The organism is Arthrobacter sp. Soil_N43, from assembly GCF_057655195.1.
The window spans coordinates 25825-39774 of record NZ_JBDGML010000034.1; the positions used below are offsets into that span (position 1 = coordinate 25825).

The following is a 13950-nucleotide window of genomic DNA, read 5'->3' on the forward strand; positions in this document are numbered from 1 at the left end:
GGCGTTACGGCCTGTTGAGCGGGGCCGCAGACCTGCCGGCGTACGTCGCTGCCAGTCCCGACCGTGACGTGACACCGAGCTTGGAGTAGATCCGGGTGAGGTGGTACTGGACCGTCTTCACGGACACATACAGCTCAGCGGCGGCTTCCTTGTTGCTCAGGCCCGATGCGACGAGGTCAGCCACTGCCTTTTCCTGTTCTGTGAGATCCGGCTGGCCCGGACCCTGGCCGGACGCCGCCCTGGCCGCCCCTCCTGACGTGTCGTCGGGGCTGACGCCGGTGGCGCGCATTTCGCGTAAGCAGCGGTCCACATACGCGCCGGCGCCGAGCACAGCGAAGAGGTCGCGCGCCTCTGTCAGGACGGCCGCGGCCTCCCGCCGTTTGCCGGCGCGCCGGAACGACTGCCCGTAGGCGAACTTAACCCGTGCGCGGGCATACGGCAGGGGAAGGCCATCAAGCTGGGCCAGGCCGCCGAGGAAGCTGGACCGGGCGGCATCAAGATCGCCCCTGGCAGCGTGAATCCGGCCCCGGACGTAGGCCAGGCGCGCCCGGCTGGAGCGGTGGCCGCGCAGCTCCGCAAGCTGTTCATGGGGAGCCAGGAAGGAGTCCGCCTCCTCCACGCGTCCAACCATCACCAGGGCGTTGGCGTAGTGGTCCTGCCACGGCCAGAACCCCGGCTCATCGATGCCCGCAGTGCGCTGCATGTGCAGCACGGGTGTCAGGGCGCGGATGACGCCGTCGTAGTCCGCCTTTGTTTCGGCCACCTGGGCCTGGGCGAGGGAATATGGCAAGAGCATGGCGGGATAGCTGTCCCCTGCCGCGGCACCCCGTTCCAGATGGCCGGCTGCCGCGTCCCAGTTTCCCCGAAGGGCCTGGATCTGGGCGCCGCTCCAGTGCAGCAGCGGCCGCAGCAGTTCAATGCCGGACTCTTCCTGCATGACCACCGCCGCCTGAACCGTCCGCAGCGCATCGTCCCAGGCTCCGACGGCGAAATCCGCCCTGGCAAGCCATCCCTGGGCCCACAGCGAGATGCGCTGCGAACCGTGGGCGAACTCCGTGGGGACCGCTCCGGACAGTTCGGCCCTGGCCTCTTCGACCCGGTCCATGGCCAGGTGCAGCCAGCCTCTGCCCATCTCAAGGCGCTGCCGCTGGGCCCCGAGTTCCGGGAGACCGTCCGCGTCCCGATAACTCTGCTCCGCCTCGGCATAGCGGCCCACGAAGCCCAGGCCGAGGCCTTCGATGGCCTGCGCTTCCACAGCTGCCGGGCTGCCCGGCGGGGCAAGCCGCTTCGCACGCTCCGCCCACATTACGAGGTCCCTGCCATTGAGGCGGGCCAGCGCGTGGAGCACCTGGCGCTGGCATATTCCGGCCGCCGCTCCGGGATCTGTCGCGGTGTCGACGGCGGTCCACGCCTTATGGAGCAGCGCATCCGCCTGCGCCGGACGGCCGCGAAGAATGGCGAGGTGGCCGCGGACGGTCTCGCTCCGCGGGCTGGGTGCGAAGGATTCCAGGGCATCGAGCGCGGCCACGGCCCGGGGCAGCTCACCCGCCCCCACCATGGCGTCCACTGCCCTGACCAGAAGGGATTCGCGGTCTCCGGGCCACGGATTCAGGCGCGCTGCCTGCACGTAGGCTTCGGCGGCGGGGTGCCAGGCCCCCGTCGAGGCGAAGTCTTCGGCGGAGGCTTCAAGCTCGGCGGCCAGGCCGGAGTCGGGCATCAGGGCTGCGGCGGCCCGGTGCTTCAGCCGCTGGACGGGGGCGGTCACGATTTGGGAGGCGGCAGCGTGAAGTGCCGCACGCCGCGCGGGGCGGAGTTGCTGGTAGACAGCGGCACGATACACCGGCAGCGGGAATTCCAGCCGGGTCTCCGCTCCCGTGGTGCTGACGCGCAGCAGGCCGGCGGCGTGAGCGGCGTCCGCCGCGGCCACGGCGTCTTCGATGCCGGCCAGTTCTGCCGCAAGGGCAAGCTGTGTCCGGATGCCCAGCACCGCCGCCGCCTGGGTCAGGGCCGCACCCTCGGCGGACAGTCGCCGAAGGGCGCCCGCGACGGACGAAACACATCCGGATGGCGCCGGCAGCGTCTCCGTGCTGGCAGACCAGACGGACGCAGGAAACTCGTCAAGTAGGGCCACGATGAGGGATGGACGCCCGCCCGTGTGCTCCACCAAGGCGCGGGCGGCGGGGAGCGGGAGGTCCGGAGCGGCGGTGCCGCGGCCCAAGGTCCGGACTTCATCGGGCGTCAGCGGACCCAGACGGATGGCCGCCGCCCCGGGAAACCGGAGCAGCCCGGTGATGCCGGGGTCCGTTGGTCCCTGGCTAGCCTGTGCCCAGTGCTGGTCCAGCGGGTCCCCCGCAAACGGCTCCGGATCGAGGGAAAGGATCGTCAGGCAGGGGAGCTGCCCTGCCCGGCGGAGCGCGTAGAGGAGGGCCTGCAGCGAGGGAGTGTCGGCGAGCTCGATGTCGGTGAGGCACAGGATCAGGGTCTGGCCCGTGCCCGTGATTGTCCTCATGGCGGCAAGGAGGGAATCACCGGCCTGCTGCACGGATTCGGAAATATCCCGTTCTTCGAGGCCGGCCGGAGCTCCCGCGAGCAGTTGCCGGATAACACCGAAATCCACATGTTGTTCCCACAGCGCGCCGGCTGCCCGAAGAACCGTGGTGTCCTGTCGCGCTACGGCATCGTCGGAAAGAAACATGTCCAGCAGCGCGGTTTTGCCCATGCCCGGGCCGCCGCTGATGACAGCCAGGGAAAGTTCTCCCGTGCGGGCAGACCGCAACAGGCCCAGCAGGTGCCGGGCCTGTGCGGTGCGTCCGCCGTGGAAGGCGCCGGCGTCATTGTCAGGCATGGTTTCCAACAGTAGCGGACCGGGTCAGGCCGCCGTCGTCACGATCCCCGGTGACGGCTCCGCCGGGATTGCCGCCCGGTGCTGGCGGACAAAGGCGGTGACAAGGCCTCCGGCCAAGGCGACAACGGCGAAAACCAGGAAGGCAACGTGGTTGGGGGCAGAGGCGCCCAGCAGGAAGCCGCCCACCAGCGGACCGACGATGCCGCCCAGCCGGCCGAATCCGGCACACCAGGCAACACCGGCAGTGCGGGCCGCGGTGGGGTAGTAGTTGGACACGAAGCCGTAGACAAGGACCTGGGTTCCCAGGCTGCCCACACCGGCGAAAGCGACCGAGACCAGCAGCACGGGCAGCGGGAAGCTCAGCGTCAGCAGCAGCAGGGAGACCGCCGCGATGACGAACGTGGTGGACACGATGGCCTTGGGGCCAAAGCGATCCGCAGCGCGCGACGCCACCAGGCCTCCGATCACCGCGCCGGCATTGAGGGCCAGCAGGAAGGTTAGAGAGTAGGTCTTCCCGTAGCCGTGTTGCCCCATGATCTCCGGAAGCCAGGTGTTCAGCCCATAGGTGAGCAGCAGGCCACAGAAACTCATGAGCCCCAGCAGGACGGTCGGCCTGCGATAGGTGCCCGAGGCCAGCGCCGCGAAGCCGGCGAGGGGGCGCCCGCCCTTGCGCTCAGCCGGCGGCGGCACGGAGGTGCGGGAGCGCGCAGAGGTAGGGCCGCCGTCGGGCGTGCTGTCCTCGAGGGGAATGCCGGTCTTGGCGGAGAGCCGGAGGGCCTCTTCGATACGGCCCCGGGCGAGCAGCCACCGGGGTGATTCCGGCAGCTTCAGGAGTGCCAGCGGGAAAAGGATGACCAGGGGGAGGGCGCCGATCAGGAAGAGGCCGCGCCAGTCGGTGATGCCGGTCAGCACGATGGCCAGCAGGGACGCGAGCAGGCCACCCGCGGGCACGCCCGAGTAGACAATTGCGTTGTAGAAGTTGCGCTTCCCGGCGGGCGCGAACTCGGCCACCACCGCACCAGCGGTGGCTACCAGGGCGCCCACGCCGATTCCCGTCAGGAACCGCAGGGCGCCGAACACCGGGATGCTCGTGGCCAGGGCCGTGAAGGCCATGCCGAGGGAGAACCAGACGATATTGATCAGCATGAGCTTGCGGCGGCCCAGGAAGTCACCCACGGCGCCGGCGGCGAGCGCCCCGACCATGACCCCCATCAGGGCGTAGCTGCCCAGGGCTCCTGCCTGGGCCGGATCCAAGGCACCTATCTGGCTGGGGTCGCGCAGCAGCGACGGGACGACGGTTCCGTAGACCACGAGGTCGTAGCCGTCGAAGAGCAGGGCAGCAGCCGCGATGGCCATCACCCAGCGGACTGTTTTGGTGCGGGCCGCATCGGGTGATGGGGCGTCGGTTGTTGAGGGCACACGTGTTGAGGGCAGAGCATTCATGGCGGGCTCCATTGGCCTGGGCCGCGTCATTGCGGCCGATGGGAATACTGCTGGTGGTTGGTGTCGGCGGGCGCGGGTTGATTCCCGCAGCCACGCCGGGGTCAGCCGAGGTCGCCGCCGGCGACGGCGAGGACACTGCCGGTGATGTAGGAGGCTTCGTCGGAGGCCAGGAAGGCGATCGGTGCGGCCTGCTCGTCGAGGGTTCCGTAGCGTTTCAGAAGGGACGAATCGATGGTCTGGTCCACGATCTGCTGGTACCAGGCCCTCTCCCTGTCGCTGTCGGGCTGGGGGCCACGTGCCACTTTGCGTGGCGGTGCCTCGGTGCCGCCGGGCGCGGTGGCCACTACACGGATCCCGTACGGGGCGGCCTCCAGCGCCAGGGCTGCCGTGATGGCTTTCACCCCGCCCTTGGCCGCGGCGTACGGCACCCGGTTGACGCCGCGCGTGGCGACGGAGGCCACGTTGACGATCACGCCGCCCCGCCGGCTGATCATGTGCGGCAGCACCGCCCGGCAGGTCCAGAGGGTGGGGAAGAGGGACCGCTGTATTTCCCTGCTGATCTCGTCCGGTTCGTAGTGCTCGAACGGCTTGGCCCAGATGGTGCCGCCCACGTTGTTGATCAGGACATCGATGCGGCCGCGGAGCTGCAGTGCTTCACTGATGGCGCCGCTCGCGCCGTCGTAACTTTCCAGGTCGGCCGTAACGCCGACGGCGGTGCCGCCGTCCGTGCCTGTTCCGGCTGCGGAGTGGTCGGCGGCGGCGGCTGCTTCGTGGACGAGTCCGGCACGGTCCACGAGGATGGTGTCGGCGCCTTCGGCGGCCACGCGCGTGGCCACGGCGTGGCCGATCCCCTGGGCCGCTCCCGTGACGACTACGACCTTCCCGGCGAAGCGGCCCGGGCTGACGCGGTTCAAGCGGGGGCCCCTGCCAGTGCCGGCGCAGCCGCGGCGCTGCCGACGGCAAAGCGTTCGTAGTAGAAGTTGGCCGGGGTGATGCCCTGGGCGTCCCAGTACTTGCGGACGGCGTCGACCATCGCGGGCGGGCCGCACAGGTACACGTCGACGTCGCCGTCGTTCAGCTGGGCGGCGGTGATGTACTGGGTCACGTACCCCTTCTTGTCCGCGGTGCTTTCGGGGTCGGCCACGCAGTAGTCAAAGGTGAACGTGTCGATGGCTTCTGCGTAGTGCCGGAGCTTGTCCAGCTCCACGAGGTCCTTGTCGAAGGTGACGCCGTAGGCGAGGTGCACCGCGTGGGCCGGGGCCTCTTCAAGTCCTGTGGCGATCTTTTCCAGCATGGACAGCAGCGGTGCGATGCCGGTGCCGCCGGCCAGCATCAGCACGGGCCTCTTGATGTCACGGAGGAAGAAGCTTCCCATGGGGCCGGTCAGGGGGAGGGCATCACCGACGGCGGCGCGCTCCTTGAGGTAGGTGGTCATGGCGCCGTCCGGCGCCGTGCGGATGAGGAAGCGCAGCTCGTCCGACGACGGGCCGCTGCTGAAAGAATAGGACCTCACGGCGTCGGTGCCGGGGACGGCAAAGTTCATGTACTGGCCGGGCAGGAACTTCAGGTCGCCGCGGTTCTCCACGGCCAGGGTGACGGCCGCGGTGTTGTCCGCGAACCAGGTCAGTTCCTTGACGGTGGCGTCGAAGGTGGACGCTCCCGCCTTGGCCATCTCGGATGTGCCGGAGATTTGGAGGACGAGGTCGGTTTCCGGAACCATCTGGCACGGCAGGCAGAAGCCCTTTTCGGCTTCGTCCTCCGTGAGCGCCTCGTCGATGTAGTCGCCGCCGTCGTATTTTCCTGATTCGCAGAAGGCCTTGCAGGTGCCGCAGGCTCCGTCCCGGCAGTCGAAGGGGATGTTGATGCGTGATTTGTATGCGGCGTCGGCCACTGTTTCGTTGGGATTTGCGGTGACAAAGCGGGTGACGCCGTCCTCGAAGCTGAGGGCAATCTGGTAACTCATGGAGTCTCGATTCCAGTCGATGCGGAAGTTAGATGTGGTAGATGTCCACGACGTGGTGGATGTAGTCGTTTTTCAGGACGACTTTCTTCTTGGTGATGACGGGCTGGGTGCCGGAATAGTCGATGGTGTAGAACGAGGTTCCGAAGTACGGATCGATGTTCTGGTAGCGGTAATAGAGCGTCTGCCAGTTGAAGCGGACGTCCACTTCGCTGCCGCGCCATCCGATGATCTCCACGTTGGTGATGTTGTGGCCGGTGCGCGGTTCCGGCAGGCTTGTGGCGCTGGAGCGGTCCGTCTTGATGCGGAAGACGCGGTCCTCCAGCCCGCCCCGGTTGGCGTAGTAGATGAGCGAAATTTCCCGCTGGGGATCGCTGGTGAGCTGGTCGTCGTCGGCCCAGGCGGGCATCCAGAACTCGGCTTCCGGGTGGTAGCAGTCCAGCCAGCGGTCGAATTCACGGTCGTCCAGGAACCGGGCTTCGCGGTAGAGGAAGGAGCGGACGTCTTCCAGGGTGGCGGGGCCGGACCCGGTGTTCCGGTCTATGTTGACGGCGTCGGTGTCGGTGATGGTTTGTGTCATGGGGTGCTCCTGCTTGGTCCGGGCTAGTTGCTTGTTGCTGATTCGACGTCGACCGCCCTGCGCATGGTCTCCACCCAGTAGCCGTGCTGGATGGGGTACAGGCCTTCGTCCTCGGTCCGGGCGCCGCTGGAAATCGGTTTGAGCCCGATCTTGTCGGCATTGGCATCCGGCCCCGTGACCTGGTGGGTCACACCGCGGCTGAGGTCGTTCCAGGGGGCTGCGGTGGCCAGATAGGTCTTTTGGCAGGAGCGGAACTCCTCGAGGTCGTCCGGCGTTGCCATGCCGGAGGCATTGAAGAAGTCCTCGTACTGGCGGATGCGGTTGGCCCGGGCTTCCGCGCTTTCGCCCTTGGCCGCGATGCAGTAGATGGTCACCTCGGTCTTGTCGACCGAGATGGGGCGGAAGTGCCGGATCTGTGAGCCGAACTGGTCCATCAGGTAGACGTTCGGGTACAGGCAGAGGTTGCGGGAGATGTTGATCATCCAGTCCGCCTTGGCCTCGCCATATGTCTCCACGAGTTCGTCGCGGCGGTCGAACAGCGGGCGGTTGGCCGGGTCCAGCCATTCGGTCCACAGCAGCAGGTGGCCGTGGTCGAAGGAGTAGTAGCCGCCCTTTTGCTTGGCCCAGCCGCCGGCATCCATGTTCTTGGTTTCATTGGCTGACTCGCCCGTGGTGCGGCGGGCGGTGGTGGCGGCATAGTTCCAGTGCGTGGCGGAGACGTGGTACCCGTCGGCGCCGTTCTCGGCCTGGAGCTTCCAGTTGCCGTCATAGGTGTAGCTGGAGGCACCGCGCAGGACTTCCAGGCCGTCGGGGGACTGGTCCACGATCATGTCGATGATCTTGGTGGATTCGCCCAAGTGCTCTTCGAGTGGCTTCACATCCGGATTGATGCTGCCGAAAAGGAACCCGCGGTAGCTTTCGAACCGTGCCACCTTCGTGAGGTCGTGCGAACCCTCCTTGTTGAACTGCTCCGGATAGCCGGCTTCGCGGGGGTCTTTGACCTTGAGCAGCTTGCCCGTGTTGTTGAAGGTCCAGCCGTGGAACGGGCAGGTGAACGTGGTGCGGTTGTCCGTCTTGCGCCGGCACAGCATGGCCCCGCGGTGGCTGCACGCGTTAATCAGGGCGTTCAGCCCGCCCTGCTTGTCGCGCGAGATGATGATCGGCTGGCGGCCGATGTAGGTGGTGAAGTAGTCGCCCACGTTGGGGATCTGGCTGTCGTGGGCCAGGTACACCCAGTTGCCCTCGAAGATGTGCTTCATTTCCAGTTCGAACAGGTCCTCGTCCGTGAAGATGCTCCGTTTGGCGCGGTAAACGCCGTTCTCGTGATCCTCCACGAGGGCCTGGTCAAGGTGGGCTCGGATGCCCGCCAGCGTCTCTGTCATGTTGGCTCCTATCAATGTCGGGCAGCGTCGCCCGTATGCCGGGCTCTGGGCCCGTGCGGACCGCCGAACGTTCGGTCGGTCAATCGAATGCAGCCAACTCTGCCAGCGGGTGGCGCCCGTCACACTAGGCGTTTGCCTAGGCCTGCCTAGGTGCGCATTGAGACTTCTGAAGTCTGAAAAGCGCATAATTGGATATTTGTTGAATACTAAATTCGGGCCTACGCTGTTGAACCAACAACCAATAACGTGGCAGAGGCCACACAGCGAAGGAGCGGACCGGCATGGAACTGCGGCACTTGCGTTATTTCGTTGTGCTGGCCGAAACCTGCCACTTCGGGCAGGCCGCCGAGCGCCTGAAAATGGCACAGCCGCCGCTGTCCCAGCAGATCCGGCAACTGGAGGCCGAGCTGGGAACGGAGCTTTTTGCCCGGACCACCAGAAGTGTGAGCCTGACCCCGGCCGGAGAGGCATTCCTCGCCGATGCGCAGCGCATTCTCAGCAGTGTCGAGGAAGCCGCCCGCCGGGCACGCCGGTTTGCCGACGGGAAGGCCGGAACCCTTCGCATCGGACTGACGGGGACCGCGTCCTACACCCAGCTTCCGGTCTTGGCGCGGCTGGTCAAGGAGCAGCTTCCGGAGGTGGTGCTGGACATCCACACCGAGATGCTGACGCCGGCCATTGAACTGGCCCTGGCCGCCGCGGAACTCGACGTCGGTGTCCTCCGGCCGCCCGTCCGGGATCCAGCACTGGCCGTCCGGCCGATAGCGCGCGAAAAGTTCGTGGTCGCCCTGCCGGACGGCCACCGCCTGGCTGCCGCGGACAGCGTGACCATCGGCGAGCTCCGGGCGGAGGATTTCATCATGTACCCGGCGGGCTCCCGGTCAGTGGTCCATGATGCGGTCGTCCGCGCGTGCCAGGCGGCGGACTTTTACCCCCGCGTGGCCCACGAATCCGCTAAAACCTCCACCCAGCTGTCCCTCGTCGCGGCCGGACTTGGCGTCGCCGTCCTGCCGGAATCAGTCCGCGGCATCGCCCTGGCCGGCGTCCAGTACCGGACCGTGTCCGGCGCGGACGACGTCGAGCTGGCACTGGCCTGGCGCCGCATCGGCGCGTCACGGCTGATCGACTCGTTCCTCGCCACTCTCGAGGACAACAACATATTCCTTGACTCAAGCCACTCCGGAGGACTTCCGTGAAAATCACGTCCATCGAGGCGATTCCGTTCGCCATCCCTTATCTGAAGCCCCTGCGCTTCGCCAGCGGAGAGGTGCACACGGCGTCGCATGTGCTGGTCCGTGTCCATAGCGACGACGGCATCGTCGGAGTTGCCGAGGCGCCGGCGCGGCCTTTCACCTACGGTGAAACGCAAGAATCCATCGTGGCCGTGATTCGGACGCTGTTCGCGCCCCAGCTTGCGGGAATGTCCATCCTCGACCGCGAATCCATGCATGCCGTCATGGACAGGACCGTGGGCAATCCCACCGCCAAGTCGGCGGTGGACATGGCGGTCTGGGACGTCATCGGCAAAACCCTTGGCCAGCCCGTTACGTCACTGCTGGGCGGCTTTTCCGACAGCATGCGCGTCAGCCACATGCTCGGCTTCGCCGAACCCGCCGTGATGGTGGCCGAGGCAGAGCGCATGCGCGACACCTACGGGATCACCACCTTCAAGGTGAAGGTGGGCCGCAGGCCGTACGGCCTGGACGTCGACGTCTGCCGCGCCCTGCGCGAGGAGCTCGGCGGCGGCATCGAACTGTACATCGACGGCAACCGGGGCTGGACGCCGTCGGAATCCCTGCGCGCACTCAACGCCATGGCGGACCTTGACCTCACGCTCGCCGAAGAGCTGTGTCCGGCCGATGATGTCCTCGGACGCAAATGGCTGGTGGACCACTGCCCGGTCCCGTTCGTGGCGGACGAGAGTGCCACGAACCCCGCGGAAGTGACCCGTGAACTGCTCAGCGGTGCCGCCAACGCCGTCAGCATCAAGACTGCACGTACCGGGTTCTCGCACTCCCAGCGGGTGCTGTTCCAGTGCGACGGCTTGGGCGTCGAGGTGGTGATGGGGAACCAGATTGATGGCCAGCTCGGCACCCTGTGCACTGTCACCTTCGGCGCGGCCTTCAAGTCCACCACCCGGCGCGCGGGGGAGCTCTCCAACTTCCTGGACATGAGCGATGACCTCCTGGCTGAGCCACTCGAGATCGTGGACGGCCGGCTTGCGGCCCGGCAGGCCCCAGGAATCGGGACAGAGATCGATCCCGAAAAGCTGGCCAAATACCGGCTCGACCTCAGCAACTGACCTGCTACCCCAGCTCCATCCCATCCAACCAAATCCCCGCGGCGCCCGCACTGAGGCAGGCGCCGGCTGCAGAAAGTGAGTCGACGATGACAACCCACCTGACCGAATTCGATGCCAAAGCCGCCGAGTCCGGCAACGCTGCGACCGAGCGTTTCCGTCACAGCGGCAAGACGGCGGCGCTCGCCGTTCCCAAAGAGCGCGTGTCACTGCTGGCGAACGAGGTTCTTGGCGCGGTCTACGACGCCATCCGCAAGCACAAGGTAAGCTACGACGAGTTCAACGCCCTCAAGGCCTGGCTGATCGGCGTGGGCGAGGACGGCGAATGGCCGCTGTTCCTGGACGTCTGGGTGGAGCACGTTGTCGAGGAAGTCTCCACCGAGGACCGCGAAGGCAACAAGGGCACCATTGAAGGACCGTACTACGTGCCGGGTTCGCCGCAGCTCGAAACTCCCGCCACCCTGCCCATGCGGGACGACGAAGGCGGCACACCGCTGCTGTTCCAAGGCCAGGTCCGTGCGGTTGACGGCACCCCGCTCCCGGGCGCACACGTGGAAATCTGGCACGCGGACGACAACGGCTTCTACTCCCAGTTCGCACCTGGCCTGCCCGAGTGGAACCTGCGCGGCACTGTCGTGGCGGACGCCGCAGGCAATTTTGCCTTGAACACCGTGCAGCCCGCTCCGTATCAGATTCCCACCGACGGTGCCTGCGGCAAGCTGATCTCGGCGGCAGGCTGGCATGCCTGGCGCCCGGCCCACCTCCACCTGAAGGTCTCTGCCCCCGGCTACCAGTTGCTGACCGCGCAGCTGTACTTCGACGGAGACCAGCACCTTTCGGACGACATCGCCTCGGCCGTCAAGCCGGAGCTCGTCCTGAGCCCGGCGGAACGTCCGGACGGCACCGGCAACGAGGTCACGTACGACTTCGTGCTTGACGCCGAACGCGTCTAGCCCGCGTTTAGCGAAAACCAACAGGAAGGGGTAACCCCGTGCTTTTTGCCGTTCGCATGGACGTTAGCGTTCCGCAGAACATGAACCCGCAGGCCAGGGCAGAACTGCTGGCCGCCGAGAAGGCCTATTCGCAGGACCTGCAGCGCAAGGGTGAGTGGCAGAGCATCTGGCGCTGCGTGGGCGAATACGCCAACATCAGCATCTTCGACGTTGCGGGCAACGAACGCTTACATGAGATTCTCTGGGGATTGCCGCTCTTCCCCTACATGACGATGGATATCACGCCCTTGGCGGTACACCCTTCGGACATCTCGCTCGGCTGACGCCCTCCGACAGCAATGGACCCGGCTCGTGTGAGCCGGGTCCATTGCTGTTGGCGGTGGGTAGTTGGCGGTGGGTTGTTGGAGGGAGCGGGCACGCCTAGAAGTTGCGCACCGTGTAGTTGCGGCTGGGGAGGTCCAGCGCGGACCAGTCCCGGATCGAGTATTCCGGCGGCGTGTGTCCGCGCCCGTCCCGCACGACGGCGGTAAGGGACGCAACCACTGAGACGAGGATCAGGACAACGAGGGCGATTCCGAAGATTTCCATACCTCTATGGTTCTCTGGGGGAGGGTAGGAAAGAAGTGGCAGAAATGCCCAAAAAGGACAAATTTCTGCCATACTGGATGCATGCTCAAATCAGTGGCAGTGATCGCAGTTCCCAACTTCTCGATCTTCGAGTTCGGCACCGCGTTTGAGGTGTTTGGCATCGACCGTTCGGACCGCGGTACGGGTGTGCCGAAGTTCGATTTCCGGGTCTGCACGCCCGTGCCGGGCGACATCCCGCTGAAAGCCGGCCTCACTATGAACGTGAGCCTTGGCCTTGAGGCGGCAGCGGATGCGGACCTCGTGGTGATGGCGCCGTACGGGCGTGAGGAAGATGTTCCGGAGGCAGTTCTCGAGACCCTTCGCGCCGCCCATGAACGGGGCGCCTGGGTCATGTCCATCTGTTCCGGTGCCTTTGCCCTTGCACGGGCCGGTCTGTTGGACGGGCGCCGCTGCACCACGCATTGGCATTATTCGGGTGAACTGGCAGCGAAGTTCCCCAAGGCGTTGGTGGATGAGAACGTCCTGTATGTCGAGGATGGCCGCATTATTTCCAGCGCCGGAACGGCGGCAGGGATTGATGCGTGCCTCCATTTGGTCCGTGTTGAGTTTGGCGCCGCGGTGGCGGCAGCCATAGCCAGGGACATGGTGGTTCCGCCACACCGCGATGGCGGGCAGGCTCAGTTCATCGACCGACCCATGCCGGAATGCGGGTCGCAGCCCATGGAGGAATTGCTGCGGTGGATGGTCCAGAACCTGGACGACGAGCATCCCGTCCACGAACTCGCCGCCCGCGTGCACATGTCGCCCCGGACTTTTGCCCGCCGCTTCCGTGCCGAAACGGGCGCCACGCCGGCGGCATGGCTGAATTCCCAACGGGTGCTGAGGGCGCAGGAACTGCTTGAATCCACCGAGCTGAACATTGACGAAGTGGCCAGGCAGTCCGGATTCGGCCACCCCGTGCTGCTGCGCCACCACTTCGCCAAAGTGCTGGACACTAGCCCGCAGTCCTACCGCAGGGCGTTCCGCGGCCAGCTAACTCCGGCCGGCTAGGTCTGTCGCCCGATTGGTGTCGCCAGACGGGCATGGGGACGCTTTAATGTCAGACCCTCCACCGACACTTGAGTTATGGACGGTATTGGGGGTTCGAAGTGGTTCCGGCCGCAGTGGGGTGCGGTTGGGTCTGCAGCTGCGGTCGGGAGCCGGCCACGGACGGTGCGGCCTTGGCTTTGAGCGGGGACGTGGCAGCTCTGCCCGCAGGGATGGACGAGCAGGAGGGTGCCCGGCTGATTGATGAGATCCGGGCACTGGAAGAGGAAAAGTGTGCCTTGGCTGCCCGCCAGGCGCGCCTGACCGTGGCGTTTGATCAGCTGCAGCGCCGGCAGCAGGCTGGCGCCGGGATTCCCGCTGATGAGCTCGGGGCGGGCATCGGGGCGCAGATCGCCCTCGCGCGTGGCGAATCTCCGGCCAAGGGAAACCGGTTGTTGGGCCTGGCCAGGGCCCTGGTGACGGAGATGCCGCACACGCTCGCTGCCTTGGAGACGGGGCAGCTGAACGAGTGGCGGGCCACGTTGCTGGTGCGCGAAACGGCGTTCCTGTCCGCCGCGGACCGGTGTAGCGTCGATGAGGAACTCGCCCCCGATACCGGGACGCTGAGCGGTGCGGGAGACCGGGCCGTGGTGGCCGCTGCCCGTGCCGCTGCCTACCGCCGGGACCCGCGCTCGGTCACCCGGCGCGCGGCCCATGCCGCCTCCGAACGGCTCGTCAGCCTCCGCCCGGCACCGGACACCATGTGCTACCTGACCGCACTGCTCCCCGTCTCGGCCGGTATCGCCGTGCACGCCGCGCTCACCCGCCACGCGGACACCCTGCGCTCCGGCGGGGATGAACGTGCCCGCGGGCA

The 13950-nt window shown here is 66.6% G+C and carries 13 protein-coding genes; 6 read left to right on the forward strand and 7 right to left on the reverse strand.

The features are described from left to right. Positions 1-4 precede the first annotated feature (4 nt). The 6 genes from AC3A3W_RS02240 to benA form a co-directional block, all read right to left on the reverse strand. Complete coding sequence (locus AC3A3W_RS02240) at positions 5-2845, reverse strand: helix-turn-helix transcriptional regulator (RefSeq protein ID WP_487440263.1); 2841 nt, start codon at positions 2843-2845, stop codon at positions 5-7. A 24-nt stretch (positions 2846-2869) separates the two neighbouring features. After that, the gene (locus AC3A3W_RS02245; protein ID WP_487440264.1) at positions 2870-4288 is read right to left on the reverse strand and encodes an MFS transporter; all 1419 of its coding nucleotides are present in this window, start codon (positions 4286-4288) and stop codon (positions 2870-2872) included. Between the two features lie 101 nt (positions 4289-4389). Further along, positions 4390-5202, reverse strand: a complete 813-nt coding sequence (locus tag AC3A3W_RS02250) for a 1,6-dihydroxycyclohexa-2,4-diene-1-carboxylate dehydrogenase (protein ID WP_487440265.1) — start codon at positions 5200-5202, stop codon at positions 4390-4392. After that, the gene (gene benC / locus AC3A3W_RS02255) at positions 5199-6251 is read right to left on the reverse strand and encodes a benzoate 1,2-dioxygenase electron transfer component BenC (protein WP_487440266.1); all 1053 of its coding nucleotides are present in this window, start codon (positions 6249-6251) and stop codon (positions 5199-5201) included. Before benC ends, AC3A3W_RS02250 begins: the two co-directional genes overlap by 4 nt. Positions 6252-6279: 28 nt before the next feature. Next, the gene (benB, locus tag AC3A3W_RS02260; RefSeq protein WP_487440267.1) at positions 6280-6828 is read right to left on the reverse strand and encodes a benzoate 1,2-dioxygenase small subunit; all 549 of its coding nucleotides are present in this window, start codon (positions 6826-6828) and stop codon (positions 6280-6282) included. Between the two features lie 23 nt (positions 6829-6851). Beyond that, positions 6852-8210, reverse strand: coding sequence for a benzoate 1,2-dioxygenase large subunit (benA, locus tag AC3A3W_RS02265; protein WP_487440268.1), 1359 nt, complete (start codon positions 8208-8210; stop codon positions 6852-6854). Positions 8211-8491: 281 nt separating this feature from the next. Here benA and AC3A3W_RS02270 point away from each other — a divergent pair, with 281 nt between their 5' ends. The 4 genes from AC3A3W_RS02270 to catC all read left to right on the forward strand — a co-directional run bounded on the left by AC3A3W_RS02270 (position 8492) and on the right by catC (position 11785). After that, a complete protein-coding gene (locus AC3A3W_RS02270; protein WP_487440269.1) occupies positions 8492-9406 on the forward strand; it encodes a LysR family transcriptional regulator in 915 nt (304 codons plus the stop codon). Next, the gene (locus AC3A3W_RS02275) at positions 9403-10512 is read left to right on the forward strand and encodes a mandelate racemase/muconate lactonizing enzyme family protein (RefSeq protein ID WP_487440270.1); all 1110 of its coding nucleotides are present in this window, start codon (positions 9403-9405) and stop codon (positions 10510-10512) included. Before AC3A3W_RS02270 ends, AC3A3W_RS02275 begins: the two co-directional genes overlap by 4 nt. Before the next feature lie 86 nt (positions 10513-10598). After that, positions 10599-11462, forward strand: a complete 864-nt coding sequence (gene catA / locus AC3A3W_RS02280) for a catechol 1,2-dioxygenase (RefSeq protein WP_487440271.1) — start codon at positions 10599-10601, stop codon at positions 11460-11462. Between the two features lie 38 nt (positions 11463-11500). Next, positions 11501-11785: a muconolactone Delta-isomerase gene (catC, locus tag AC3A3W_RS02285; protein ID WP_487440272.1), complete on the forward strand. Its 285-nt coding sequence runs from the start codon at positions 11501-11503 to the stop codon at positions 11783-11785. Positions 11786-11882: 97 nt separating this feature from the next. Here the strand turns inward: catC and AC3A3W_RS02290 are convergent, their stop codons facing one another. Further along, positions 11883-12050: a hypothetical protein gene (locus AC3A3W_RS02290; RefSeq protein ID WP_205655304.1), complete on the reverse strand. Its 168-nt coding sequence runs from the start codon at positions 12048-12050 to the stop codon at positions 11883-11885. Positions 12051-12131: 81 nt separating this feature from the next. On the opposite strand from AC3A3W_RS02290, the gene AC3A3W_RS02295 reads away from it, so the two are divergent. Next, a complete protein-coding gene (locus AC3A3W_RS02295) occupies positions 12132-13100 on the forward strand; it encodes a helix-turn-helix domain-containing protein (protein WP_487440273.1) in 969 nt (322 codons plus the stop codon). Between the two features lie 209 nt (positions 13101-13309). Further along, positions 13310-13950, forward strand: a 641-nt coding sequence (locus AC3A3W_RS02300; RefSeq protein ID WP_487440274.1) for a DUF222 domain-containing protein, incomplete at its 3' end; no start/stop codon positions are given.

Bases quoted from the DNA above. Each gene is read 5' to 3' on its own strand.
- AC3A3W_RS02295 (WP_487440273.1), top strand. From the start codon at position 12,132: ATGCTCAAATCAGTGGCAGTGATCGCAGTTCCCAACTTCTCGATCTTC.
- benB (WP_487440267.1), bottom strand. From the start codon at position 6,828: ATGACACAAACCATCACCGACACCGACGCCGTCAACATAGACCGGAAC.
- catA (WP_487440271.1), top strand. From the start codon at position 10,599: ATGACAACCCACCTGACCGAATTCGATGCCAAAGCCGCCGAGTCCGGC.
- AC3A3W_RS02240 (WP_487440263.1), bottom strand. From the start codon at position 2,845: ATGCCTGACAATGACGCCGGCGCCTTCCACGGCGGACGCACCGCACAG.
- AC3A3W_RS02270 (WP_487440269.1), top strand. From the start codon at position 8,492: ATGGAACTGCGGCACTTGCGTTATTTCGTTGTGCTGGCCGAAACCTGC.
- AC3A3W_RS02245 (WP_487440264.1), bottom strand. From the start codon at position 4,288: ATGAATGCTCTGCCCTCAACACGTGTGCCCTCAACAACCGACGCCCCA.
- AC3A3W_RS02290 (WP_205655304.1), bottom strand. From the start codon at position 12,050: ATGGAAATCTTCGGAATCGCCCTCGTTGTCCTGATCCTCGTCTCAGTG.
- benA (WP_487440268.1), bottom strand. From the start codon at position 8,210: ATGACAGAGACGCTGGCGGGCATCCGAGCCCACCTTGACCAGGCCCTC.
- benC (WP_487440266.1), bottom strand. From the start codon at position 6,251: ATGAGTTACCAGATTGCCCTCAGCTTCGAGGACGGCGTCACCCGCTTT.